Below are 23,717 nucleotides of genomic sequence, written 5' to 3'. Positions count from 1 at the left end.
GAGCCTACCGGCGGCCCCCGCTTCGTCCCGAACGGCCGCTGCGGGCGAGCGCCGCGCGGCGCACCAGGTGGTCCTTCTCGGCCGTGCTCGTGCAGAGTGCCGCGGCCTCGGCGTACAGCGCGGCCGCCGCCGGCAGGTCGTCGCCGAGCTCGTGCAGGTAGGCCCGGACGGCGGGGACGCGGTGCCGCTCCCCCAGGTCGCCGGCGAGCAGGTCGACCTCGGCGAGACCGGCGGCGGACCCGCGGACGTGGCCCACCGCGACCGCCCGGCTCAGCGCCGCGGCCGGGTCGGGCCGCAGCGCGAGCAGCTCGTCGTACCACTCGAGGACCTGCGGCCAGTCGGTCTCGGCCGAGGTCGCGGCGTCGTCGTGCAGCGCGGCGATGGCGGCCTGCAGCTGGTACGGCCCGCGCCGGTCCTCGGCGAGCGCACCCTGCAGCAGGACGACGCCCTCGGCGATCTCGGCGCGGTCCCACAGCGACCGGTCCTGCTCGTCGAGCGGGACGATCGCGCCGGACGCGTCGACCCGCGCCGGCAGCCGCGCGTGGTGCAGCAGGAGCAGCGCCAGCAGGCCGCGCGCCTCCGGCTCGCGGGTCGCGACGACGAGCTGGCGGGCCAGCCGGATCGCCTCGGACGCGAGGTCGACCCGTCCCCCGTGCCCGGTCGTGTACACCAGGTACAGGACGCGCAGGACGAGCGCGAGGTCGCCCGGTGCGTCGAGCCGGCGTCCCTGCAAGGTCTTCTTCGCCCGCGAGATCCGTTGCGCCATGGTCGCTTCCGGCACCGCGAACGCGTCAGCGATCTCGCGGGTGGTGAGACCGCCGACTGCCCGCAGGGTCAGCGCGACGGCTGACGCGGGCGTGAGGTCGGGGTGCGTGCAGAGGAACAGCAGCAGCAGCGTGTCGTCGGCCTGCTCGGTCGGTCCCTGCGCCGGTTCGTCGTGCACCGCCTCCTCGCGACGGCGCCGGGCGGCCTCGCTGCGGCGGGCGTCGACGAGTCGGCGGCGCGCCACCGACAGCAGCCAGCCGCGCGGGTTCGTCGGCGGGTGCTCGGGCCACACCCGCAGCGCCTCGAGCAGCGCGTCCTGCAGCGCGTCCTCGGCGGCGGCGAACTCCTCGCCGCGCCGCACCAGCGCCGCCAGCACCTGGGGGACGAGGGCCCGCAGCAGGCCCTCGTCCACCCCGGTCGCGCCGTCGGTCACCAGCCCTCGGGGAGCGTGCCGTCGTCCTCCATCACCTGGCGGACGTCGATCCACTCGTAGAGCGGCTCGCCGCCCGGGCCCGGCTCGGACGAGACGTACGCGGCGATCTCGATCGCCCGGTCCCGCGACTCGACGTCGACCATGTACCAGCCGGCGACGAGGTCGCTGGTCTCCGGGTGCGGCCCCTCGGTGAGGACGGGGTCGGCGTCCGGGCCGCCGTAGCGGACGAACACGCGCTGCGGCGTGAGCGCCTGGGCGTCGACGAGCTCGCCCGACTCGCGCAGCATCTCGTTCACGTGGCCGAGGAACGCCATGTGCGCCTCGATGTCCTGCGGATCCCACTGCGGCATCGGCGGCACGGGGTTCGGCAGCTCCGGGCCGCCGCGGTAGTGCTTGAGGAGCAGGAACTTCGGCATCGCGGTTCTCCTTCGTCAGGGGCGCCGTCGGCGCCGCTCACCCGTGGAGCGGAGCCGGTCGGCGGTTCTCGACATCCTCGTCAGGAACTCTTCCGGTGGACGCTGACGAGGTAGTCCGGGTCGGCGCCGTCGCCGAGCGGCGACCCGTCCCAGCCGGCGTAGCTGGCGACCTGCTCCAGCCCCGCGGCGGCGCACCACCCGTCCCAGTCGGCGACGGAGACGTGCCGGTCCGCGGCGAAGCCGGCGACGAGCAGCCCGCCCGGTGCGAGCCACCCGGCCAGGTGCGGCGGGAGGTCGGGCTCGGTGCCGGGCGTCAGGTAGACGACGACGTTGCCGGCCAGCACGACCAGGTCGACGGGCGCGCCGACGTCGTCCGGGCCGAGGTCGAGCAGGTCGGCCTCGAGCCAGGTGAGCGCGGGTGCGGCGCGGCGCGCCTCGGCGAGCATCGAGGCGTCGACGTCGACGCCGACGACGTGGTGGCCGCGCCGCGCCAGCTCGGCGCCGACGCGTCCGGTGCCGCAGCCACCGTCGACCACCCGCGAGCGCGGCGCGAGCAGGCGGTCGCAGAAGTCGGCCTCGCCGTGCACGTCGCGTCCCGACGCCGCGAGCGCGGCGAACCGCTGCGCGTACTCGGGCCCGCGCGTCCCGCCGGTCTCCTCGAGCCACCTGTTCGCGGGTCCGTCCACGGGGACGATCCTGCCGGTCCCGGCCGTAGGGTGCACGGACCGACGGGCGGAGGCGGGTGTGCGGTACGAGGACGACGCGTCACGCCGCGACGGGCTGGTCCCCCGTCGCGCACGACCCCGCGTGGGCGCAGCGCTTCGCCGAGGTCGCGGGGCCGCTGGACGAGGCGCTGGTCGGGCTCGCCGTCGCGCCGGTCGAGCACATCGGCAGCACCGCCGTCCCCGGTCTGGTGGCCAAGCCGGTCGTCGACATGGTGGTCGTCCTGTCGGAGCCGGTGGTCCCGCTGGCGGACGAGGGACGGCTCCGCGCGCTCGGCTGGGTGCCGTCGCACCCGGACGACGCCGTCGTGCCGCGCCGGCTCGGGTACTGCCGACCGGACGCGGCACGTCGCACCCACCACCTGCACGTGGTGGCCGAGACCGACCCCTCCTGGCGCGAGTGGGTGGCGTTCCGGGACCGGCTCCGCACCGACCCGGAGCTGCGCGCGGCGTACGCCCGGCTGAAGGAGCGCCTGGCGGCGGACCCGACCTCGACCCGCGAGTCGTACCGCGCGGCGAAGGCGCCCTTCATCCGGTCTGCCCGTCGCTGACCCACGAAGCCCTGCCCGTCAAGAGCATTGCTCATCTCGTCGAACACCTGTACGATCAACACGTGGTGACAGCGGTGCTCGAGACGGACGCGGTGACATCCGCGCCCCTCGAGGTGGCAGGCGTCCCGGTCGCGGTGTCGCGCTCGCTGCGGCTGCTGCGCCAGGTCGAGCGCGAGCGCTCCTCGGCCGCCCACAGGTTCGCCGACACGCGGGCGTGCGACGGCCTGTCGGGCGAGCAGGCGCTGGCGGTGGTCGAGGCGTCCCAGGCGGTGGCGGCGTGGGCCGAGTCGCTGTCGGTGGAGGCGACGCGGCGGATGCTCGAGGTGTTCGACGCCGACCACGACCGGTTCGTCAGCCCGGCCGTCGACGCCCAGGAGGACGCCCGCCGCCTCGACCCGCTGACCCGGCCGGAGCGCCGCGCCGCCGAGGTGCGGGGCCTGGTGACCACCGAGATCGCCTGCGCCACGGGGATCGGCGAGCGGGCTGCCGGCGACCTGGTGTCCGCGGCGGCGACGGACCCCGTCAGGCTCGACCCGCTGCTCGAGCGGACGCGGCGCGGCGAGATCTCCTGGTTCCGCGCCCGCAAGGTCCTCGACCGCACGGCCGGCATCGACGTGGCGGAGCTCCCCGAGGTGTACGCGGCGGTGCTCGCCCCGCGTCGCGACGGCACACCACCCTCGCCGACGCAGCTCACCGACCGCCTGGCGTCCGTGGTGAAGCGGCTCGATCCCGGGTGCGACGAGCGGAGCCGCACGAGCGCGTTGCGTGACCGGTCGGCCTGGGTGCAGCCCCACGACGACGGCACAGCCGTGCTGGCGGCCTCCGGCGACGTCGGTCGGTGTGCCGCCGCCTACGAGCGCGTCGACGCCATCGCCCGAGCGATCAAGGCGTCCGGTCACGGCGCCCCGCTGCGCGGCGACGGGACGCCGGCGGGCGACGAGGACCAGTCGTCCCGGACGCTGGCGCAGCTGCGGTCCGACGTGCTGGTCGACCTGGTGCTCCATGGGCAGGTCGTGGTCGCGGGTGCAGGCGAGCAGCCGGCCGCACCCGTCGGCGCGTGCGACCTGCCGCGACTCGGCGAGCTGCCGCCGTCCACCACGCACGTGACGGTCGCGCTCACCACCCTGCTCGGCCTGGACGACGAGCCCGGTCGCGTCCGCGGCGCGGGGGCCGTCACCGCCGCCCAGGCGCGCGAGCTCGCGACGGCCGCCGGTTCGGTGTGGCGGCGGCTCGTGACCGACCCCCTGACGCGCCGCGCGATCGGCCTCGACGGCCGCCGCTACCGACCCGCTCCTTCGGTCGCCGACGACGTCCGGGTCCGCGACGGCGTCTGCCGCGGCGTCGGCTGCACCCTCGACGCGTTCGGCTGCGACGCCGACCACGTGATCGCCTGGGAGGCGGGCGCTCGCACCACCGCCGACGACCTGGTGTCGCTGCACCGCCGCCACCACCAGCGCAAGACCCGAGGCTGGTGGACGTCGGCGCTCGAGCCCGACGGCACCCTGACCTGGACCAGTCCCCTCGGCCGCTCCTACACGACCGAACCGGCGACCTACGGCCGTCCGGAACCGCCACCGGACGACCCACCGCCCTACTGATCGGCGGGGCGCACCGCACCGATCTCGGTGGACCGCCGCCCGCGCAGCCAGCGGGGTCGTGGCGTGGACATGCACGAGGGGCAGCTGCGCGTGCCCGCCGGCACCGTCGCGCGGCTCGTGGCCGACCAGGTGCCGCAGCTGGCCGGCCTGCCGGTCCGGGCGGTCGCCTCGACGGGCACGGTCAACGCGATCTTCCGCCTGGGTGAGGGTTTCTGCGCCCGCCTGCCGCTCGTGGCCGGCGACGCCGACGAGGTGCGCGAGCAGCTGGTGCGGGAGGCCGACGCGGCCCGGCGACTCTTCGGACCCGTCCGGGTCGCGACGCCGGAGCCCGTCGCGCTGGGCGAGCCGGGGCACGGCTACCCGCTGCCGTGGTCGGTGCAGACCTGGGTGCCGGGACGCGACGCCACCCACGACGACGTCCGGCGGGCGGCCGAGACGTCGGACGCGTTCGCCGACGACCTCGTGGAGCTCGTCGCCACCGTCCGCGAGATCCCCACCGGCGGAGCCGGGTTCGCGGGGACGGGGCGCGGCGGCGACCTGCGCGGCCACGACGACTGGGTGCGCGAGTGCCTGGGTCGCAGCGCCGACCTCGTCGACGTCGCCCGCCTCGGCGCGCTCTGGGAGCGGTGGCGCGACCTGCCGTCTGCCGGTCCCGACGTGACCACGCACGGCGACCTGATCCCCGGCAACGTCCTGGTCGCGGAGGCGCGCCTGGTCGGCGAGCGCCTGCTCGAGCGCCCAGGCGGCACCGCGGGCCCACTCCACGTCGCCGCCCCGCGATGAGCGCGATGGGGCTGCGCACCCTCGGCCGGCTCCTCGACGACGCACCCTGAGCTCCCACGTCCTGTCGGTGCCGGCTGCCACCCTGCGGGCATGGAGTCCTTCCCCGTCCCGCTCCACGTGCTGCTGCTCGGCGCACTCGGCTGCCTGCTGCTGGGCGCCGCGGTCGGCGCGCTGGTCACCCGCGCCCTCGCCGCCTCCCGCACCGCGACCCTGCGGGCCCAGCACGACCTGCTGGCCGACCGGCTCGCGCGCACCGAACGGGACGACGACGACGAGACCGACCTGGCGATGAGCCTGGCGCCCCTGACGTCGAGCCTGGCCCGGGTCGAGCGGCAGGTCGAGCGGCTCGAGCGCGAGCGCGCCGAGCACTGGGGCCGGCTCGACGCCCAGCTCACCGCGGCGCGAGCCGACGGCGAGGCGCTGCGCAGCCAGACCGCCGCCCTGGCCGGGGCGCTGCGCTCCCCCGGCGTCCGCGGCGCGTGGGGCGAGGTGCAGCTCAGGCGCGTCGTCGAGCACGCGGGCATGCTCGCCCGCGTCGACTTCGACACCCAGGTGCACGCCGTGCACCCCGACGGCGGCACGGTGCGGCCCGACGCGGTGGTGCGGCTGCCCGGCGGCAAGCAGGTGGTGGTCGACGCCAAGGCGCCGCTCGCGGCGTTCCTCGAGGCCGCGCAGGACGTCCGTCCCGACGAGGCGCCCTCGGCCGCCCAGGCCCGCCGCGCCCGGGCCGCCCAGCAGCACGCCCGCGCCCTGCGCGGGCACGTCGACGCCCTCGCCGACAAGCGCTACTGGGCCGCGTTCGAGCCCACGCCCGAGCTGGTCGTCTGCTTCGTGCCGGGCGAGGCGTTCCTGCAGGCGGCCTGCGAGGCCGACCCCGCCCTGCTCGAGCACGCCCTCGGCCGGCACGTCGTGCTCGCCACCCCCACGACGCTGCTCGCGCTGCTGCGCACCGTGGCGCTCACCTGGCAGCAGGACGCCCTCACCGGGAGCGCCCGCGAGGTGTTCGAGCTGGGTCGCGAGCTGCACCAGCGCCTCGCCGGGCTCGGCACCTCCGTGGGCCGCCTGGGACGCACGCTGAACCGCGCGGTCGAGGACTACAACGGGCTCGTCGGCACGCTCGAGCGGCGCGTGCTCGTCACGGCCCGCCGCCTGCACGAGCTCGACCTCACCGACGAGCCGCTGCCACCGGTGGTGCCGCTGCAGGCGGTGGCCCGCAGCGCGGGCGGGTCGGCCGGCTGATCAGCCCTTGGCTGCGGCCTTGAGGTCGCGGCGCAGCTCCTTCGGCAGCGAGAACAGCAGGTCCTCCTCCGCGGTGCGCACCTCCTCGACCTCGCCGTACCCGCGCTCGGCCAGGTGCGCCAGCACGTCCTGCACGAGGATCTCGGGCACCGACGCGCCGCTGGTGACACCGACCGTGCTGACGCCCTCGAACCAGGCCTCGTCGATCTCGTCGGCGGTGTCGACGCGGTAGGACGTGCGCGCGCCGTGCTCGAGCGCGACCTCGACGAGGCGCACCGAGTTCGAGGAGTTCGCCGACCCCACGACGATGACCAGGTCGGCCTGCGGCGCGATCTTCTTCACCGCCACCTGGCGGTTCTGGGTGGCGTAGCAGATGTCGTCGGACGGCGGGTCCTGCAGCGACGGGAACCGCTCGCGCAGGCGCCGCACCGTCTCCATCGTCTCGTCGACGCTCAGCGTGGTCTGGGAGAGCCAGACCACCTTGTCGGGGTCGCGGACGGTGACGGCGTCGACCGAGTCGGGGCCGTCGACCAGCTGGACGTGGTCGGGCGCCTCGCCCGCGGTGCCCTCGACCTCCTCGTGGCCCTCGTGGCCGATCAGCAGGATGTCGTAGTCGGAGCCGGCGAACCGCACGGCCTCCTTGTGCACCTTGGTGACCAGCGGGCAGGTGGCGTCGATCGTCTTCAGCTGCCGCACCGCCGCCTGGGCGTGGACCGCCGGGGAGACCCCGTGCGCGGAGAAGATGACCATCGCGCCCTCGGGCACCTCGTCGGTCTCGTGCACGAACACCGCGCCGCGCTTCTCCAGCGTCTGCACGACGTACTTGTTGTGCACGATCTCCTTGCGGACGTAGACCGGCGCCCCGTAGTGCTCGAGCGCCTTCTCCACGGCCACGACGGCGCGGTCGACGCCCGCGCAGTACCCCCGCGGGGCCGCGAGCAGGACCTTCTTCGCCGGTGCAGTCACCCGTCCATGGTAGGTCGGAGGTGCACCGTAGGGTCGCGCGGGTGAGCACCCGCCCCCCGGCCACCGCCGGCGAGACCACGGCCGAGCAGCCGTGGCCCGTGCGCCTGCTGAGCGCCAAGGTCGGCGGGTACGTCGCGAGGATGCCGTCGGTGTGGGTCGAGGGCCAGGTCGTCGAGCTGAGCCGCCGCGGCGGCTCGACCACGTGCTTCCTCACCCTGCGCGACACCGCGGTCGACATGTCGCTGCAGATGACGGTGTCGACCCGGGTGCTCGACTCCGTGGCGGCCCCCGTCGTCGCCGGCGCCCGGGTGGTCGTCCGCGCCACCCCCGACTACTGGGAGAAGCGCGGCCGGCTGTCGTTCCAGGTGCACGACGTGCGCCCGGTCGGCGTCGGCGAGCTGCTCGCCCAGGTCGAGCACCTGCGCCGGCTGCTCGCGGCCGAGGGCCTGTTCGCGCTCGACCGCAAGCGGCTGCTGCCGTTCGCCCCGCGGGTCGTCGGTCTGGTCTGCGGCCGCGACAGCGCCGCCGAGCACGACGTCGTCGTCAACGCCACCGCCCGCTGGCCCGCCGTCCGGTTCGAGGTGCGCCGCGTGGCCGTCCAGGGCGGGTCCGCGGTCACGAACGTCGTCGACGCGATCGCCGAGCTCGACGCCCGGCCCGAGGTCGAGGTGCTGGTCGTCGCGCGCGGCGGCGGCTCGCTCGAGGACCTGCTGCCCTTCAGCAACGAGGCGCTCGTCCGCGCCGCCGCCGCCTGCCGCACCCCGCTCGTCAGCGCGATCGGCCACGAGGAGGACGCCCCGCTGCTCGACCTGGTGGCCGACCTGCGCGCGTCCACCCCCACCGACGCCGCGAAGCGGATCGTGCCGGACGTCGCCCACGAGCTCGGCGGCGTGCGCGCCGCACGGGACCGGTTGCGGCGCAGCCTCACCCACCGGCTCGACGCCGAGCAGCACCGGCTCGATGCGCTGCGTGACCGCCCGGTGCTGGCCGACCCCGAGGGCCTGCTCGACGCCCTCGGCCGCCAGCTCGAGGACGCCCGGCACCGCGCCCACCGCGCCGTCGCCGGACGTCTCGACCGGGCTGCCGACCAGGTCTCGCACCTGCGCACCCAGGTCCGCGCGCTGTCGCCGCTGGCGACCCTGGAGCGCGGCTACGCCGTCGTCCAGGACGCCGACGGGCACGTCCTGCTCGACCCCGCGGCCGTCGCGCCGGGCGACGCGCTGCGGGTCCGGCTGGCGCGGGGCGGCCTGCGCGCCACCGCTGCGGACGACGACGCCCTACAGTGACGCCGGCCGGAGCGGCGCGAGCGGACGGGGGCGAGGACGTGGACGAGGTCCAGGAGGTCCGGCAGCGGGCCGGGGTGGCGCCGAGCGGCAGCCTGCTGCGGCGGCTGCGACGTCGGCTCCGGCCGTACTTCGACAGCCGCCGCGACGACACCTTCCGCCAGGTGTTCCCCGACGAGGCCTACCGCACCGTGCTCGACGTCGGCGGCCGGCCCGAGACGTGGGACCGGATCGCGCCGCACGCCGACGTCCTGGTCGTGAACATCAACTTCCCGCCCGAGGGCGTGCCGGAGGGCACGCGGGCCCGCCTCGTCCTCGGCGACGGGCGCGACCTGTCCTACGCCGACGACCAGTTCGACCTCGCCTACTCCAACGCCGTGATCGAGCACGTCGGCGACCTGGCCGACCAGCTGCGGATGGCCGACGAGATGCGTCGCGTCGGGCGCGCGATCTGGTGCCAGACGCCGAACCGCTGGTTCCCGGTCGAGCCGCACCTCATCGGTCCGCTCGTGCACTGGCTGCCCGAGCGGCTGCGCGGGTCGCTGCTCGGCTGGTTCCTGGTGCGGTTCGTCACCGCGTGGGGCTGGACCCACCGGCCCGACCGGGCCCAGGTCGCCGAGTTCGTCGCGTCGATCCGGCTGATGTCGCGCCGCGAGGTGCAGCGGGCCTTCCCGGACTGCGAGATCCGCACCGAGCGGGTGCTCGGCGTGCTGCCCAAGTCGTTCATCGCCGTCCGCCTAGGGTGAGGTCGTGACGACCGAGGCCGACCCCGCCACCCTGGGCTACGAGCAGGCCCGCGACGAGCTGCTGCTCGTGGTGCAGCGGCTCGAGTCCGGCGGCGTGCCGCTGGAGGACTCCCTCGCGCTGTGGGAGCGCGGCGAGGCGCTCGCCGACCGCTGCCAGGAGTGGCTCGACGGCGCCCGGGAGCGGCTCGACGCCGCCCGCGGCGGCACCGACGAGGCGGACGACGACGGGGACGACGAGGACGAGGACGACCTCGCGGACGACGACCCCGGGGACGACGAGGACGCCTGACCCGCACCTCGGCTACCCTGACACGTGTCAGGCCAGGTGGGAGGGGGTGACCCGTGCGACGCAAGGCGACCTCGAGCGACGTCGCCGCGCGCGCCGGCGTGTCCCGCGCGGCGGTGTCGATGGTGCTGAACGGCCGCGCCGAGGGCAACGTCTCGACCGCCAACCAGGAGGCGATCCGCGCGGCCGCGGCCGAGCTCGGGTACGTGCCGAACTCGGTGGCCCGCAGCCTGCGCAGCAGCCGCACGCACACCGTCGGCGTCGTCACCGACGCCATCGTCACCACGGCCTTCGGCGGGCGCCTGCTCTCCGGCGCGATGGACGCCGCCGACGCTGCGGGCTACCTGACCCTCGTGCTCGACACCCGCCGCGACGAGGCCCGCACCGCGCGCTCGTTCGACCTGCTGCGCGAGCGCCAGGTCGACGGCCTGATGTTCGCCGCGATGGAGCTGCGTCCGTTCAGCCCGCCGCCGGTGATGCTCGAGCTGCCGTCGGTGGTGGCGCAGGCGTGGGACCCGCAGGAGTCGGTGACGTCGGTCTGGTGCGACGAGGTGGGTGGTGGCCGCGCGGCCGCGCGGGCGCTGCTCGACGCCGGGCACCGCGACGTGGCGATGCTCGCCGGCACCGACGACGTGGTGGCGACGCAGCGACGCGTGCAGGGCTTCCACGAGGCGCTCGCGGACGCCGGGCTCCCCCGCGTCGAGCCGGTGACGGCCGGCTGGGAGATCAAGGCGGGTTACGACGCGGGCCTGGCGCTGCTCGACCGCGCCGACCGGCCCACGGGCGTCGTCTGCGCCAACGACCGCGTCGCCGCCGGTGTCGTGCTCGCGGCCTCGACGCTCGGACTCGCTGTGCCGCAGGACCTCTCGGTCGTCGGTTACGACGACGACGAGAACGTCGCCCCGGTGATGGCGCCGCCGCTCACGACCATCGGGCTGCCGCACCGGCAGATGGGCGAGGAGGCGATGCGGCGCCTGCTCGCCGACCTCACCGGCGAGCCGGCGCCCCCGCAGCACGTCGTGCTCGACTGCCCGCTGGTCGAGCGCGGGTCCGTCACGGCACCGCGAGCCGCCACGCGCTGAGCTCCCCGCCGTCGGTGCGCACCACCCAGTGCGAGGTCGCCGTCGGGTAGGGCCGCAGCGTGGCCGGGACGCCCCCGCCGTCGGGCGCGTACGCCTCGACCACCGAACCGTCGACGAGCACCCGGACGCCCTCGTGCCACCGGTGCACCTCGGTCTCGACGGCCCCGTCGACCAGTACGAGGACGCCGGACCCACCCCGGTGCTCGACCTCGAACGCGTTGTGCTGCAACGGCTCCGACGGGTCGACCACGCCGGCGCGCAGCGCGAGCAGCTCCGGCACCGGACGCGACATCACCCGGTCGCCCTCGAGCACCAGCTCGCGGGCGAAGGTGAGGGCACCGGACCAGCCCGCCTCCCGGACGTGGTCCTCGTCGCGCCCCTCCTCCTTGGCCCACCCCCACAGCAGCACCCGCTCCGGCGCGACCAGCAGCTGGGGCGCGTAGAACGCCTCGGCGGTGTCGAGGACCCCGCCGGCGCGCGCGCGGAACCGCGGTCCGTCGTCGGTCAGGTCGAGGTCGCCCACCAGGTACCGCACGCCGTCGAGCGTCGACAGACCCTCGCCGCGCCGGCGCCACAGCGAGACCACGAGCACCCACGCGTCGCCGAGCGGCACCAGGTTCGGGCACTCCCACACCTCGGCGGGCGCGACCTCGGCCGCCACCGGGTCGGTGCCGTCGACGAGGGTGCCGAGGGGCTCCCACCGCTCCAGGTCGTCGCACCCGTACACCAGCACGCGAGGTGCACCGCCCTCGCGGCCGGCACCCTGCACGGCCCACCGCCGGCCGAAGGCGCTGAAGCAGAACGGGTCCCGCACCTCGGTGACCTCGGGGTCGTCCGGGAGGGCCACCACGGGCTTGCTGCCCTGGTCCCACGTCCGCAGGTCGGCCGAGCCCCGCGCGAGCAGCACCTCGGCGCGCCCGCCCGGACCGTGCTCGACCGCGCTGTACACGGCGGTCGGCACGCCCTCGTCGACCACCACGCACCCCGTCCAGCACCCGAAGGCGTCGGGCTCGCCGTCGCGGGCGACGAGTGCGAGCGGTTCCTCGCGCCAGGTCACCAGGTCGTCCGACGACACGTGCCCCCAGGCGATCCGGTGGTGCACCGGGTCGTGCGGATTGTGCTGGAAGAACACGTGGTAGCGGCCGTCGACGAACGCGAGCCCGTTGGGGTCGTTCAGCCAGCCGCGCGCGGGGCGTCCGTGCAGGGCCGGGAAGGCCGGATCGGCGTGCCGGTCGGTCACTTGCTGCTCCCTGCGGTCAGGCCCTCGCGCAGCGGGCGCTGGCCGAGGACGAACACCACCAGCGCGGGGATCATCGAGAGCACCACGCCCGCGAGGACGGTGGCGACGCTGCCGGTGCCGAGGTTGCCCTGCAGGGTCACCAGACCCAGTGGCAGCGTGAAGTTCTCCTCGCTGATGGTGAGGATGAGCGGTCGGAAGAACTCGTTCCAGTGGTAGTTGAACGCCAGGATCCCGACGATCGCCATGCCCGGGACGGCCAGCGGCGCGTAGACCGACGCGAACGTGCGCCACGGCCCGGCGCCGTCGATCGCGGCGGCCTCGCCGAGCTCGGTGGGCAGTCCCAGGAAGTACTGACGCATGAGGAACGTGCCGAACGCGGTCGGCAGCGCCGGCAGGATGAGCGCGAGCAGGGTGTCCGACAGGCCCATGCCGCGGACGATCATGAACACCGGGACGATGGTCACCTGCATCGGCACCATCATGGTCGCGAGCACCACGCCGAACAGCAGACCTCGCCCGCGGAAGTCGATGCGTGCGAACACGTACCCCGCCAGCGCGGCGGTCACCATCTGCCCGAGGGCGACCAGGCCGGTGACGAGCGCGCTGTTCCACACCAGGAGCAGCAGGTCGACCTGGGCGAACACGTCGGCGAACGCGCCGAGGCCGGCGACGGGGCGGCCGGTGGCGGCGTCCAGCGGGTGCAGCGCCGTCCACACCGTCCAGACCACCGGCCCGAGCGTGAGGAAGGCGGCGACGAGCAGGACGGCCAGGCGCCCTGCACCGCTCCACCCGGGCCGGCGACGACGGCGGACCGGTGCGGCCGGGGGCGTGGCCGGCGCCGTGACGGGCGCGGGCACGACAGCTGTGGTCATCGCGGGATCCTCACTGGTAGAAGACGAATCGACGGCTGAGACGGAACTGCAACGCGGTGATCGCGATGATCACGAGCGTCAGGACGATGCCGATCGCCGAGGCGCGTCCGAACTCGAGCTGCTGGAAGGCCGACTCGAAGATGACCATCACCGCGGTGCGGGTCGAGTCGCCCGGGCCGCCGCGGGTCAGCACGTACGGCTGGTCGAAGATCTGCAGCGCGCTGATGATCGCCGTCACCGAGGCGACGAGCATGGTGGGGCTCACCAGCGGCAGCGTGACGTGGCGGAACCGGCGCCAGCCCTTCGCGCCGTCGATCGACGCGGCCTCGTAGACCTCCTTGGGGATGTTCGCGAGCCCGCCGACGAACAGCAGGAACGAGAACCCGAAGTTCTGCCAGACGTACACCATGACCACGACCGCCGCCGCGCCCCAGGTGGTCGTCAGCCACGGCACGGGTGCCGTGCCGACGAGGCCGAGCACCCGGTTCACCAGGCCGAAGTCCTGGTTGAACAGGTACGCCATCACCAGCGACACCGAGGCCGCCGAGAGGATGAGCGGGAAGAACAGGGCCGAGCGGAAGAACGCCCGCAGCCAGCCGGGCATCCGCGACTGCACCAGCACGGCGAGGCCGAGCGCCACCGCGAGCTGCAGCGTCACCGCGACGGCGACGAAGGCGAAGGTGTTGAGGAACGACACCCGCACCGTCGGGTCGCCCACCAGGTCGGCGAAGTTGGCGAGGCCGACGAACTCGGGGTCGCTGATGACGTCCCAGCGGAAGAACGCGAGCAGCACCGACGCGACGATCGGCACGAGCGTGAACACGAGCAGGCCGAGCAGCGTGGGCGCCAGGAAGACCGCGGCGACGACGCGCCGTGCCCGGCGCTGGTCGCGGTCCGCGGGGGCGAGGTGGACTGCTGCTGCGCTCACGAGGTCCTCCCCAGGGCGAGCTCGAGGTCGCGCTGCATGGTGCCCAGCGCGGGTCGGACGCTGCCCGGGCCGCCGGTGACGGCGGACAGCACGTTCTTGATGAGCGCTTGCTCGACCGCGGCCTGCTGCGGTGGCGCCGGGATGGGTCCGGTGGTCGGGAAGCGGTCGAGGGTGTCGTAGAAGACCTGCCAGTGCCTCGGCCCGAGCCCGCTGTACAGCGCCTCGTTCACCATCGAGCGCCGGGTGGGCGTGGTGTTCGGTCGTGGGATCGCCAGCTCCATCGCCTCGCGGGTGGAGCAGAACTTGATCCACTCCCACGCCTCGTCCTTGCGCTGGGAGGTGCTCATCATCGCGTAGCCCGCGGCACCGAACTGGTGCCGCTGGGTCTTCCAGCGGGGGAAGAACGAGACGTCGAAGTCGTCCTCGGCCATCCCGCCCTCGTTCAGGCCCTGCACCCAGAAGCCGCCGGCGGGCGTCATGCCGATCACCCCCTGCGCGAACCGGGCGACGAGCTCGTTGCCGCCACCCTGCGCCGGACTGGAACCCAGTCCCTCCGAGACCATCTCGCGCAGGAACTCGAACGACTCCTCGACCTTCGGGTCCTCGGCGTTCGGCTCGAGCCACTGGTACCCGCCCGTCCGCGTCGAGCGGGTCGGGTCGTCGGCGTAGAAGCCGTCCCAGAGCCAGTCGCCCCCGCCGGAACGGGTCTCGACCAGGAAGCTGGTGTCGTTGACGTACAGCCACGGGACGACGCCGCCCCAGAGCCGGTTGGTCCAGAAGTACGGCCGGAAGGCGCCCTCGGCGCCCTGCCGCATCGCGCGCAGCGTGGCGAGGAAGTCGTCGGTGGTCCAGTCGTCGGCCGGACGCCCGACGCCGGCCCGCTCCAGCGCCGAGGTGTTGTAGTAGACGTTCGCGGCGTTGAAGTCGATCGGCAGCTGGAACAGGCTGCCCTGGTACATGAACGCCTCGACCAGCGAGGGGTGCACGTCCTCGAAGTAGTCGCGCACCTCGTCGGCGTCGCGGCGCACGTACTCGTCCAGCGGCTCGGCCAACCGGTCGGCGAACAGCTGCGCGCCCTCGGTGGCGACGACCACCACGTCCGGCGGCGTGCCGGCGGCGACCAGCGTCAGCACCTTGGCGAAGAAGTTCGACCAGTCCGCGCCCTGGATCGCCTGCACCCGCACCGGGATGTCGGGATGCACCGCGTTGAACGCCCGCACCAGGTCGGCCCGCGCCGCGGCGTCCTGCGCGGTGCCGAGGATGGCGACGTTGAGGGCGTCCGAGCCGCGCCCCGGCACGTCCGCCGCGGTCAGGCGCGGCCACGACAGCGCCGTGCCGGCCGCACCCACCCCCAGCGCCGCGAGGAACGCCCGCCGTCCGAGATCCGCCACCGCCACCACCTCCTCGTGCACCGGGCGCCGTCGCCCGACCTGACACGTGTCAGGTAGCGTGCAACACGGACCTGACACGTGTCAACCACGAGTTCGTAGCGGAAGGGATCAGGCGAACCGGGCGCGCCAGGCCGCGACGTCGTCGAGGGTGACGTTGCCGCCGCACAGCACGACCGCCACCCGCGCGGACGGCCCGACCCGCTCCACGACGCGCCGGGCCGCGACCACCGTGACGGCCGCGGCCGGTTCGGTGACCAGGTGCAGGGCGTCGGCGACCTCGACCAGCGCCCCGACCGCCTCGGCGTCGGTCACCAGGAGCACCTCCTGCGCGTGCCGGCGCGCGGCGTCGAGCGTCAGCGCGCTGACCCGCGGGGCGCCCAGGGTGGAGGCGATCGAGGTGACCGCGACGTCGACCGGCTCGCCCGCCGCGAGCGCGCGGCTCATCGCCTCGGCCCCCACCGTCTCGACGCCCCAGAGCCGGACGCCCGGACGCAGCGCCTCGAGCACCGCGCCCGTGCCGGCCAGCAGGCCGCCGCCGCCGATCGAGACCACGACGTCGGTCACCTCGTCGTCGGCGAGCTGGTCGTGCAGCTCGAGGGCGACGGCGCCCTGCCCGGCGACCACCTCGGCGTCGTCGAAGGGGTGGACGAAGGTGGCGCCGAGCCCGGCGAGCCGCTCGGCCTCGGTGAAGCCCTCGCCGATCGTGGCGACCTCGACCACCTCGGCGCCGTCGGCACGGCAGCGCGCGAGGGTGGCGCGCGGCGCGGACGCCGGCAGCACGATCGTGGCGCGCAGCCCGAGGACGCGGGCGGCGTGGGCCACGGCCAGGCCGTGGTTGCCGCCCGACACGGCGACCACGCCCGCGGCACGAGCGGCGTCGTCGAGACCCAGCACCCGCGCGAACGCACCGCGCACCTTGAACGACCCGCTGTGCTGCAGCAGCTCGAGCTTGGCCACCGCGGGGGCACCGACCAGCCGGTCGAGCGCCGCCGACCGCAGCACCGGCGTGCGCACCACGTGCGCGGCCACCCGCTCGTGCGCCGCGCGCACCTGCGCGAGGTCGACGGCGCTCACGGGGTCGACCCCGCCGGTCGGTCCACCTCGGCGCCCGGCGCGACGGCCGCCCGCGCCAGCTCGACCAGCTCGTCCAGCGGGGCGGAGCCGGTGACCACGACCGTGCGGTCGCCGTCCTCGAGCACCAGGCTGGCGCGCGCCGGGTCGAGGCTCTCGACGACCTGCCACGGCGTCCCGTCGACGTCCTGGGTGCTCGCGTCCGTGCCGTCGGAGGTGACCCGGGTGCGCCAGGCCGCCGTCGCGCCGTCCGCGACCTCGAGGCCGGCGTACTCCTCGGCCGGGGTGAGGTACCCGACGTGCCAGGACGCGGGCTGGTCCTGTGTCGGGCGCTCGCGGCGGGCGCTGGTCACCGTCCAGCCCTCGCCGAGGTCGGGCAGCAGCACGGGCACGTCGCCCGACGCCACGGCGACCTCGACGGCCGCGTCGACGTCGACGGGCTGGGTGATCGGGGACTCCGGCTGCGGCAGCAGCAGGTAGACCCCGCCGACGACGACGGCCATCAGCAGGAGGGTCGCCACGACGTCTCGGACGGTGAACGCGCCGCGGGCGCGCGCCGGCGGGACGGGCCGCCGGTCGGACGTGGTGCTCACCCTGCCCATCCTCCCAGGCGCCGCGGCGCCGATAGCATCGCGTCACCGTCCGTCCGCAGAGCCGCCGTCGTGGCGCCACCCCACCGAGAGGGCACCCGTTGAGCCAGATCCCGGACAGCCTCGCCGTCCCGCGCGAGGCCCCCGACCGCAACCTCGGTCTCGAGCTGGTGCGGGTGACCGAGGCGGCCGCGATGGCCGCCGGCCGCTGGGTCGGTCGCGGCGACAAGAACGGCGCCGACGGCGCCGCGGTCAACGCGATGCGCTCGCTCATGGGCACGGTCGAGATGAACGGCGTGGTCGTCATCGGCGAGGGCGAGAAGGACGAGGCGCCGATGCTCTACAACGGCGAGCGCGTCGGCGACGGCACGGGCGCCGACTGCGACGTCGCCGTCGACCCCATCGACGGGACCCGGCTGACCGCCCTCGGCATGACCAACGCGATCAGCGTCATCGCGGTCGCCGAGCGCGGCACGATGTACGACCCGAGCGCGGTCTTCTACATGGACAAGCTCGCCACGGGCGCGGCGGCCGCCGAGGTGGTCGACATCCGGTTGCCGGTGAAGGAGAACGTGCGCCGGCTCGCCAAGGCCAAGGGCACCGAGCCGCAGGACGTCACGGTCGTGCTGCTCGACCGGCCGCGGCACGAGGACCTCGCCCGCCAGATCCGCGAGGCCGGGGCCCGCATCAAGTTCATCACCGACGGCGACGTCGCCGGCGCGATCATGGCGGCCCGCGACGGCACCGGCGTCGACCTCATGCTCGGCATCGGCGGCACGCCCGAGGGCATCATCGCCGCCTGCGCGATCAAGTGCCTCGGTGGCGTGATCCAGGGCCGGCTGTGGCCCACCGACGACGCCGAGCGGACCAAGGCCCTCGACGCAGGCCTCGACCTCGACGCGGTGCTCACCACCGACGACCTGGTGCGCAGCGACAACGCCTACTTCGTCGCCACCGGCATCACCGACGGCGAGCTGCTGAAGGGCGTCCGGTACGGCGGCGAGGTCGTGCGCACGCAGTCGCTGGTGATGCGCTCGAAGTCCGGGACGATCCGGCTCGTGGAGTCCGAGCACCACCTGTCCAAGCTGCGCGCGTACGCGTCGGTCGACTTCGACCACGCCACCTGAGAGGCCGTCGATGAGCACCGTCACCGTGGTCGGCGAGGCGCTGGTCGACGTCGTGGTCGCCGCCGACGGGTCGAGCGCCGAGCACGTCGGCGGCAGCCCCGCCAACGTCGCGCTCACCCTCGGCCGGCTCGGGCACGACGCCCACCTGCTCACCCGCCTCGGCGAGGACGAGCGCGGCGTGCGCGTGGCCGAGCACCTGGCCGCCTCGCACGTGCGGCTCGTGCCGGGCTCGCACGGCGGGGGACCCACCACCACCGCGATCGCCACGATCGGCCCGGACGGCGCCGCGACCTACGCCTTCGACCTGCACGTCGACCTGCCCGACCCGCTGCCCGCGCCGGTCGAGGGCAGCGCGTGCGTGCACACCGGCTCGTTCGCCGCGCTGCTCGACCAGAACGCCGACCAGGTGCTCGCGCTGCTGCGGGCGGCGCGCGAGCGGGCGACGGTCTCGTACGACCCGAACATCCGGGCCGGGGTGCTGGGCCACCCCGTCCAGGTGCGTCCACGGGTCGAGGCGCTGGTCGAGGTCGCCGACGTGGTGAAGCTCAGCGACGAGGACGCCCACTGGCTCGCCCCCGGCACGCCGCCGCTCGAGCTGGCGCGGCAGTGGCAGCGGCGCGGCCCGGCCGTCGTCGTGGTCACCCGGGGCGCCGAGGGCGCGCTGGCCGCCACCGCGGCCGGCACGGTCGAGGTCGCCTCGGCCACCACGACCGTCGCCGACACGGTGGGTGCGGGCGACTCGTTCAGCGGCGCGCTCGTGCACGCGCTGTCGCTGCGCGACCTGCTCGGCGCCGAGCGGCGCGCCGACCTGCGGCGCATCGACCTGCCCACGACGCACGAGGTGCTGGAGCTGGCCGCCCGGGTCGCCGCGGTCACGGTGTCCAGGCCCGGGGCCGACCCGCCCTGGCTCACTGAGCTGGGTTAGCGAGCCAGGGCCGGTCGGGCTCGGTCGGCTCCGGCGCGCCGAGCGAGGGAGCGCCAGCGAGCGAGTCGAGGTGGGAGGAGTCGACCCTCTCGGAGCCCGACCGCGCGAGCGTCAGCGAGGCAGAGGTAGGTCGGGCTCGGTCGGCTCCGGCGCGCCGAGCGAGGGAGCGCCAGCGAGCGAGTCGAGGTGGGAGGAGTCGACCCCCTCGGAGCCCGACCGCGCGAGCGTCAGCGAGCCAGAGGTAGAGCGCCGGGCCCGGGCCTGCCACCGACAGCACGCGGTTCGACCACGTGGCCTGCGGCGCAACGCATCTCGAGGTGCACGGGCTCGTCGCAGCCCCGGTGCACGAACTCGGCGGCGGGACCGGTGTCGTCCGCGAGGTAGCGGTCGCCCCAGGCCATCAGCGCGACCAGCACCGGGTAGACGTCGAGCCCCTTGTCGGTGAGGCGGTACTCGTACCGGGTGCGCGAGCCGGGGTCGCGGTAGGGCTCGCGCCGCAGCACGCCGTCCCGCACGAGCGCGTCGAGCCGGTCGCTCAGCACCTGCCGCGGCACCGCGGTGCGCACCCGCAGGTCGTCGAAGCGGCGCACGCCCTGGAACACCTCGCGCATCACCAGGAACGTCCACTTCTCCCCCAGCTGGGCGAGCGCGCGCTGGATCGAGCAGTTCTCGGTCGACCAGCGCAGCGCCTCGGGCCGCTCGGGTGCCGTCGTCATCACGCCAGGCTAGGTCTGGTTGACAGACCCAGGCAAGACCGAGCACGCTGCGTCCATGACGCAGACGCAGCCCGGGACGACCACCCGCGAGCGCACCTACACCTGGCAGGACCCCGCGGCGAGCGCGCCGGCGATCGGCCGGCTCAGCGGGCTCGAGGTCTTCGAGGCGATCGGGGCGGGCACGCTCCCGCGTCCGCCGGTCATGGACACGCTCGGCCTGGAGCCGGTCGAGTTCTCGCACGGACGCGTGGTGTTCTCGCTGCGCCCGCAGGAGTTCCACCTCAACCCGCTCGGGACGGTGCACGGCGGCGTGCTCGCCACGATGCTCGACACCGGGGCGGCGTGCGCCGTCCACACCACGCTCCCGGTCGGCGTCGGCTACACCACGGTCGACCTCACCTGCACCTACCTGCGCCCCGTGCGCGCGGGCGGCGACGAGCTGCGGGTCGTCGGCACCGTGCTGTCCCGGGGCCGCCGCACGGCGCTCGGCCAGGCGCAGGTGCTCGACGCCCGCGACCGGCTCGTCGCGCACGCCACCTCGACCTGCCTGCTGATGAGCGTCGACGGTGCGGACCTAGGCTGAGGGGCGTCCCGCCCGCCTGACCGCAGGAGACCGCCGTGCCCGAGTTCGACTACACCGACATGCTGCCCACCGGTGACGACGGCACGGCGTACCGGCTGCTCACCACCGAGGGCGTGCGCACGGTCGAGGGCCCGGACGGCCGGTCCTTCCTCGAGGTCTCCGGCGAGGCGCTGCGCCTGCTCGCCGACGAGGCGATGCACGACATCGCCCACTTCCTGCGACCGGCTCACCTGGCGCAGCTGCGGCGGATCGTCGACGACCCCGAGGCGTCGGCCAACGACAAGTTCGTGGCGCTCGACCTGCTGAAGAACGCCAACATCGCCGCGGCCGGGGTCCTGCCGATGTGCCAGGACACCGGCACCGCCATCGTGATGGGCAAGCGCGGCGGGCAGGTGCTGCGTCCGCTCGACGACGCGTACGGCACGGACGAGGAGGCCCTGTCGCGAGGGGTGTTCGACGCCTACACGCGGCTCAACCTGCGGTACTCCCAGCTCGCCCCGCTGACGATGTGGGACGAGAAGAACACCGGCTCGAACCTGCCGGCGCAGCTCGAGCTCTACGCCGACACCAAGCCCGGCCACGAGCAGCAGTACGAGCTGCTGTTCATGGCCAAGGGTGGCGGCTCGGCGAACAAGTCGTTCCTGTACCAGGAGACCAAGGCCGTCCTGAACCCCCAGCGGATGCTGGCGTTCCTCGACGAGAAGCTGCGCTCGCTCGGCACCTCGGCCTGCCCCCCGTACCACCTGGCGATCGTGGTGGGCGGCACCAGCGCCGAGTTCGCCCTGAAGACGGCCAAGTACGCCTCGGCGAAGTACCTCGACACGCTGCCCACCGAGGGCTCGCCGTCCGGCCACGCGTTCCGCGACCTCGACCTCGAGCTCCAGGTGCTCGAGCTGACGCGGGGCTTCGGCATCGGCGCGCAGTTCGGCGGCAAGTACTTCTGCCACGACGTCCGCGTCGTCCGGCTGCCGCGGCACGGCGCGTCGTGCCCCGTCGCGATCGCGGTGTCGTGCTCGGCCGACCGGCAGGCGAAGGCGAGGATCACCGCCGAGGGCGTGTTCCTCGAGCAGCTCGAGCGCGACCCCGCGCAGTTCCTGCCCGACACCACCGACGAGCACCTGGCCGCCGACGGCGACGTCGTGCAGATCGACCTCGACCGGCCGATGAGCGAGGTGCTCGCCGAGCTCACCAAGCACCCGGTGAAGACGCGGCTCTCGCTCACCGGCTCGCTCGTGGTCGCGCGCGACATCGCCCACGCGAAGATCAAGGAGCTGCTCGACGCCGGGCAGCCGATGCCGCAGTACCTCAAGGACCACGCCGTCTACTACGCCGGTCCGGCCAAGACGCCCGAGGGCTACGCGTCCGGGTCGTTCGGCCCGACGACCGCGGGCCGGATGGACTCCTACGTCGAGCAGTTCCAGGCCGCGGGCGGCTCGATGGTGATGCTGGCCAAGGGCAACCGCTCGCAGCAGGTGACCGACGCCTGCCGGGCGCACGGCGGGTTCTACCTCGGGTCGATCGGCGGGCCCGCGGCGCGGCTGGCGCAGGACTGCATCACCAAGGTCGAGGTGCTCGAGTACCCCGAGCTCGGCATGGAGGCGGTCTGGAAGATCGAGGTGAAGGACTTCCCCGCGTTCGTCGTGGTCGACGACAAGGGCAACGACTTCTTCGCCTCGACCTCGAAGCCGGTCGCCATGACCATCCAGCGCCGGGCCGACGTCGACGCCTGAGCCCCGCCCGCGTCAGCGGGGAGGACCGAACTCGCGGCGGGCCTTCTCGGCGACCCGCCGGGTGATGGCGAGGTCGATGGCGCCACCGACCGCCGCACCCACGACGGGGATCGCCCGGCCCGCCGACGCCCCGGCCACCCGGGTGGCGATCACGCCGCCGCCCCTGCCCGTCGCGGCCCGGGTGGCGACCCGCGCGGCGGCCCGGGCCTGCACCTTCGGGATGACGCTCCTGGCGGCCCGCTCGCCCACGTCGCGGGCCACCTTCTGCGCCCCCGCCGACGCGCCGCTCGCACCCACGAGGTGCGCGATCCGGTCGCGGACGAGGGGGTCGTCGAGGTCGTGGCCGTGCGCGTGGGCGATCGCGGCCACCAGCCGGGCCTGGACGAAGAACGCGGCCGCCGTCGCCGGTGCGAGGCCGGCGAGCGCGGTCACCAGGCCGCCGACGCCCGACACCGCGCCCTGGACGGTGGCCTGGGTCACCTGCCCGCGGACGACGCGGTCGACGACCGCCTGAGTGTGCAGGCCCTTGCGGTACAACGGGTCGACGAGCTCGCGGGCGCCCTTGAACGGGCCGATGCCCTCGATGGCGTGCTGCACCACCCGGTGCAGGATCCCGTCGAAGGAGAAGTCGTCCCGCTTCTGCAGCGCGTCCATGCCGCCACCCTGCCACGGCGGTCCGGCGGACGCTGGCAGGATCGGGGCCGTGCAGACACCCGAGACGCGCCCGTCCACCCCCGCCGAGGCGTGGCAGGAGATGCTCGCCGGCAACGACCGGTTCGTCCGCGACGACCTGCTGCACCCCGGGCAGAGCGCGGAGCGGCGCAGCGAGCTGACCGACGCCCAGAAGCCGTTCGCGCTGGTGTTCGGCTGCGGCGACTCGCGGGTGGCGGCCGAGATCGTCTTCGACCGCGGCCTCGGCGACCTGTTCGTCGTGCGCACCGCCGGCCACGTCGTCGACACCAGCGTGCTCGGCTCGGTCGAGTTCGCCGTGTCGGCGCTCGAGGTGCCGCTTGTGGTCGTGCTCGGGCACGGCAGCTGCGGCGCCGTGCGGGCGTCCCTCGACGCCGTCGACTCCGGGCGGATGCCGGGCGGGTACCTGCGCGACCTGGTCGAGCGGGTGACGCCGTCGATCATGGCCGCGCGGGCGCAGGGCGCGGCCGGCCCCGACGAGGTGCTCGTCGAGCACGTCCGCCAGACCGGCCGGCTGCTGCACGACCGCTCGACCCTGGTCGCCGACGCCGTGCGCAGCGGCCGGCTCGCGATCGTCGGGACGGTCTACGACCTGGCGGAGGGGCGGGTGCGTCCCGTCGACGTCATCGGCGAGATCGAGACGCCGTCGATCTGAGCGCGGCTCCGACCGCCGGCAGGCCCGGCAGCAGCCGCGGCGTGCGGGCCGCGTAGGTGTCGAAGGCGGCGCCGAACCGCCAGCGCAGCTCGCGCTCCTCGGCCCCGGCCTTGACGTGCAGGACGCCGGACAGCAGCGCCAGCGCGATCAGCGGCTCCCGGCGCCGGCGGAGCACCGCAGCCCCCGTCGCGGCCACGAGCAGGCCGGCGTAGAGCGGGTGCCGCGACACCGCGTAGGGCCCGTCGGTGCGCAGCACCGCGTCCGGCGGCGGGGCGACCCGCGGGGTCAGGCCCGCGCCGAGCCGGGCGCCCGAGGCGGCGACCACCGCG

Annotated in this window: 26 protein-coding genes; 13 read left to right on the top strand and 13 right to left on the bottom strand. The window is 74.8% G+C overall.

Going from position 1 to position 23,717, the window contains the following annotated elements:
• Window positions 1-4: 4 nt before the first annotated feature.
• From ACYVKY_RS08955 to ACYVKY_RS08945, 3 genes are all read right to left on the bottom strand, one after another.
• Window positions 5-1,198 carry an RNA polymerase sigma factor gene (locus ACYVKY_RS08955; protein WP_460434625.1) on the bottom strand — a complete coding sequence of 398 codons (1,194 nt, stop codon included), beginning with the start codon at window positions 1,196-1,198 and terminating at the stop codon, window positions 5-7.
• On the bottom strand, window positions 1,195-1,614 hold the full coding sequence (locus ACYVKY_RS08950; RefSeq protein ID WP_460434624.1) for a YciI family protein: 420 nt from the start codon (window positions 1,612-1,614) through the stop codon (window positions 1,195-1,197). The genes ACYVKY_RS08955 and ACYVKY_RS08950 overlap by 4 nt, the downstream gene beginning before the upstream one ends.
• A gap of 80 nt (window positions 1,615-1,694) precedes the next feature.
• Window positions 1,695-2,300, bottom strand: a complete 606-nt coding sequence (locus ACYVKY_RS08945; RefSeq protein ID WP_460434623.1) for a class I SAM-dependent methyltransferase — start codon at window positions 2,298-2,300, stop codon at window positions 1,695-1,697.
• A 56-nt stretch (window positions 2,301-2,356) separates the two neighbouring features.
• Here ACYVKY_RS08945 and ACYVKY_RS08940 point away from each other — a divergent pair, with 56 nt between their 5' ends.
• The 4 genes from ACYVKY_RS08940 (at window position 2,357) to ACYVKY_RS08925 (ending at window position 6,507) form a co-directional block, all read left to right on the top strand.
• The gene (locus ACYVKY_RS08940) at window positions 2,357-2,887 is read left to right on the top strand and encodes a GrpB family protein (protein WP_460434622.1); all 531 of its coding nucleotides are present in this window, start codon (window positions 2,357-2,359) and stop codon (window positions 2,885-2,887) included.
• Window positions 2,888-2,949: 62 nt separating this feature from the next.
• Window positions 2,950-4,485 (top strand): HNH endonuclease signature motif containing protein, encoded by a 1,536-nt coding sequence (locus tag ACYVKY_RS08935; RefSeq protein WP_460434621.1) that lies wholly within the window; start codon window positions 2,950-2,952, stop codon window positions 4,483-4,485.
• A gap of 69 nt (window positions 4,486-4,554) precedes the next feature.
• Window positions 4,555-5,268 (top strand): phosphotransferase, encoded by a 714-nt coding sequence (locus ACYVKY_RS08930; RefSeq protein ID WP_460434665.1) that lies wholly within the window; start codon window positions 4,555-4,557, stop codon window positions 5,266-5,268.
• 90 nt (window positions 5,269-5,358) lie between these two features.
• Complete coding sequence (locus ACYVKY_RS08925; protein WP_460434620.1) at window positions 5,359-6,507, top strand: DNA recombination protein RmuC; 1,149 nt, start codon at window positions 5,359-5,361, stop codon at window positions 6,505-6,507.
• On the opposite strand, the gene ACYVKY_RS08920 is transcribed toward ACYVKY_RS08925, so the two are convergent.
• Window positions 6,508-7,473, bottom strand: coding sequence for a 4-hydroxy-3-methylbut-2-enyl diphosphate reductase (locus tag ACYVKY_RS08920; protein ID WP_460434619.1), 966 nt, complete (start codon window positions 7,471-7,473; stop codon window positions 6,508-6,510).
• Window positions 7,474-7,514: 41 nt separating this feature from the next.
• On the opposite strand from ACYVKY_RS08920, the gene xseA reads away from it, so the two are divergent.
• From xseA to ACYVKY_RS08900, 4 genes are read left to right on the top strand one after another with little or no spacing between them, the layout of a single operon-like run.
• Entirely contained in the window at window positions 7,515-8,759 is a 1,245-nt protein-coding gene (gene xseA, locus ACYVKY_RS08915) for an exodeoxyribonuclease VII large subunit (RefSeq protein WP_460434618.1), read from the top strand.
• Between the two features lie 38 nt (window positions 8,760-8,797).
• Window positions 8,798-9,502, top strand: coding sequence for a class I SAM-dependent methyltransferase (locus ACYVKY_RS08910; RefSeq protein ID WP_460434617.1), 705 nt, complete (start codon window positions 8,798-8,800; stop codon window positions 9,500-9,502).
• Window positions 9,503-9,506: 4 nt separating this feature from the next.
• Entirely contained in the window at window positions 9,507-9,791 is a 285-nt protein-coding gene (locus ACYVKY_RS08905; protein WP_460434616.1) for an exodeoxyribonuclease VII small subunit, read from the top strand.
• Between the two features lie 53 nt (window positions 9,792-9,844).
• Window positions 9,845-10,870 (top strand): LacI family DNA-binding transcriptional regulator, encoded by a 1,026-nt coding sequence (locus ACYVKY_RS08900; protein ID WP_460434615.1) that lies wholly within the window; start codon window positions 9,845-9,847, stop codon window positions 10,868-10,870.
• On the opposite strand, the gene ACYVKY_RS08895 is transcribed toward ACYVKY_RS08900, so the two are convergent.
• The 6 genes from ACYVKY_RS08895 to ACYVKY_RS08870 form a co-directional block, all read right to left on the bottom strand.
• Window positions 10,842-12,110, bottom strand: coding sequence for a glycoside hydrolase family 32 protein (locus ACYVKY_RS08895; protein ID WP_460434614.1), 1,269 nt, complete (start codon window positions 12,108-12,110; stop codon window positions 10,842-10,844). The two genes, ACYVKY_RS08900 and ACYVKY_RS08895, sit on opposite strands and share 29 nt — an antisense overlap.
• Window positions 12,107-12,982, bottom strand: coding sequence for a carbohydrate ABC transporter permease (locus ACYVKY_RS08890; protein ID WP_460434613.1), 876 nt, complete (start codon window positions 12,980-12,982; stop codon window positions 12,107-12,109). The genes ACYVKY_RS08895 and ACYVKY_RS08890 overlap by 4 nt, the downstream gene beginning before the upstream one ends.
• Before the next feature lie 10 nt (window positions 12,983-12,992).
• Window positions 12,993-13,910, bottom strand: coding sequence for a carbohydrate ABC transporter permease (locus tag ACYVKY_RS08885; RefSeq protein WP_460434612.1), 918 nt, complete (start codon window positions 13,908-13,910; stop codon window positions 12,993-12,995).
• The gene (locus ACYVKY_RS08880; protein WP_460434611.1) at window positions 13,907-15,322 is read right to left on the bottom strand and encodes an extracellular solute-binding protein; all 1,416 of its coding nucleotides are present in this window, start codon (window positions 15,320-15,322) and stop codon (window positions 13,907-13,909) included. Before ACYVKY_RS08880 ends, ACYVKY_RS08885 begins: the two co-directional genes overlap by 4 nt.
• 87 nt (window positions 15,323-15,409) lie before the next feature.
• Window positions 15,410-16,375, bottom strand: coding sequence for a threonine ammonia-lyase (locus tag ACYVKY_RS08875; RefSeq protein WP_460434610.1), 966 nt, complete (start codon window positions 16,373-16,375; stop codon window positions 15,410-15,412).
• Window positions 16,372-16,965, bottom strand: coding sequence for a DUF4245 domain-containing protein (locus ACYVKY_RS08870; RefSeq protein ID WP_460434609.1), 594 nt, complete (start codon window positions 16,963-16,965; stop codon window positions 16,372-16,374). The genes ACYVKY_RS08875 and ACYVKY_RS08870 overlap by 4 nt, the downstream gene beginning before the upstream one ends.
• Before the next feature lie 98 nt (window positions 16,966-17,063).
• On the opposite strand from ACYVKY_RS08870, the gene glpX reads away from it, so the two are divergent.
• Window positions 17,064-18,089, top strand: a complete 1,026-nt coding sequence (gene glpX, locus ACYVKY_RS08865; RefSeq protein ID WP_460434608.1) for a fructose-bisphosphatase class II family protein — start codon at window positions 17,064-17,066, stop codon at window positions 18,087-18,089.
• Window positions 18,090-18,099: 10 nt separating this feature from the next.
• On the top strand, window positions 18,100-19,014 hold the full coding sequence (locus tag ACYVKY_RS08860) for a carbohydrate kinase family protein (RefSeq protein ID WP_460434607.1): 915 nt from the start codon (window positions 18,100-18,102) through the stop codon (window positions 19,012-19,014).
• A gap of 227 nt (window positions 19,015-19,241) precedes the next feature.
• On the opposite strand, the gene ACYVKY_RS08855 is transcribed toward ACYVKY_RS08860, so the two are convergent.
• Entirely contained in the window at window positions 19,242-19,730 is a 489-nt protein-coding gene (locus tag ACYVKY_RS08855) for a winged helix-turn-helix transcriptional regulator (RefSeq protein ID WP_460434606.1), read from the bottom strand.
• A gap of 55 nt (window positions 19,731-19,785) precedes the next feature.
• Here ACYVKY_RS08855 and ACYVKY_RS08850 point away from each other — a divergent pair, with 55 nt between their 5' ends.
• On the top strand, window positions 19,786-20,313 hold the full coding sequence (locus ACYVKY_RS08850) for a PaaI family thioesterase (RefSeq protein WP_460434605.1): 528 nt from the start codon (window positions 19,786-19,788) through the stop codon (window positions 20,311-20,313).
• A gap of 35 nt (window positions 20,314-20,348) precedes the next feature.
• The gene (locus ACYVKY_RS08845) at window positions 20,349-22,043 is read left to right on the top strand and encodes a fumarate hydratase (RefSeq protein ID WP_460434604.1); all 1,695 of its coding nucleotides are present in this window, start codon (window positions 20,349-20,351) and stop codon (window positions 22,041-22,043) included.
• Window positions 22,044-22,055: 12 nt separating this feature from the next.
• Here ACYVKY_RS08845 and ACYVKY_RS08840 read toward each other — a convergent pair whose 3' ends face one another.
• Window positions 22,056-22,697, bottom strand: a complete 642-nt coding sequence (locus ACYVKY_RS08840) for an EcsC family protein (protein ID WP_460434603.1) — start codon at window positions 22,695-22,697, stop codon at window positions 22,056-22,058.
• A 100-nt stretch (window positions 22,698-22,797) separates the two neighbouring features.
• On the opposite strand from ACYVKY_RS08840, the gene ACYVKY_RS08835 reads away from it, so the two are divergent.
• A complete protein-coding gene (locus tag ACYVKY_RS08835) occupies window positions 22,798-23,388 on the top strand; it encodes a carbonic anhydrase (RefSeq protein ID WP_460434664.1) in 591 nt (196 codons plus the stop codon).
• Here ACYVKY_RS08835 and ACYVKY_RS08830 read toward each other — a convergent pair.
• On the bottom strand, window positions 23,357-23,717 hold a 361-nt coding region (locus ACYVKY_RS08830), incomplete at its 5' end, for a methyltransferase family protein (protein ID WP_460434602.1). The genes ACYVKY_RS08835 and ACYVKY_RS08830 overlap by 32 nt on opposite strands.

Source organism: Angustibacter speluncae (assembly GCF_054777815.1).
This window is presented reverse-complemented; position numbering and strand designations above follow the sequence as displayed.

What these genes read in the sequence shown, in the direction of transcription:
- ACYVKY_RS08950 (WP_460434624.1), bottom strand. Translation starts at nt 1,614, where the DNA reads ATGCCGAAGTTCCTGCTCCTCAAGCACTACCGCGGCGGCCCGGAGCTG.
- ACYVKY_RS08930 (WP_460434665.1), top strand. Translation starts at nt 4,555, where the DNA reads ATGCACGAGGGGCAGCTGCGCGTGCCCGCCGGCACCGTCGCGCGGCTC.
- ACYVKY_RS08925 (WP_460434620.1), top strand. Translation starts at nt 5,359, where the DNA reads ATGGAGTCCTTCCCCGTCCCGCTCCACGTGCTGCTGCTCGGCGCACTC.
- ACYVKY_RS08890 (WP_460434613.1), bottom strand. Translation starts at nt 12,982, where the DNA reads ATGACCACAGCTGTCGTGCCCGCGCCCGTCACGGCGCCGGCCACGCCC.
- ACYVKY_RS08860 (WP_460434607.1), top strand. Translation starts at nt 18,100, where the DNA reads ATGAGCACCGTCACCGTGGTCGGCGAGGCGCTGGTCGACGTCGTGGTC.
- ACYVKY_RS08855 (WP_460434606.1), bottom strand. Translation starts at nt 19,730, where the DNA reads ATGACGACGGCACCCGAGCGGCCCGAGGCGCTGCGCTGGTCGACCGAG.
- ACYVKY_RS08850 (WP_460434605.1), top strand. Translation starts at nt 19,786, where the DNA reads ATGACGCAGACGCAGCCCGGGACGACCACCCGCGAGCGCACCTACACC.
- ACYVKY_RS08840 (WP_460434603.1), bottom strand. Translation starts at nt 22,697, where the DNA reads ATGGACGCGCTGCAGAAGCGGGACGACTTCTCCTTCGACGGGATCCTG.
- ACYVKY_RS08835 (WP_460434664.1), top strand. Translation starts at nt 22,798, where the DNA reads ATGCTCGCCGGCAACGACCGGTTCGTCCGCGACGACCTGCTGCACCCC.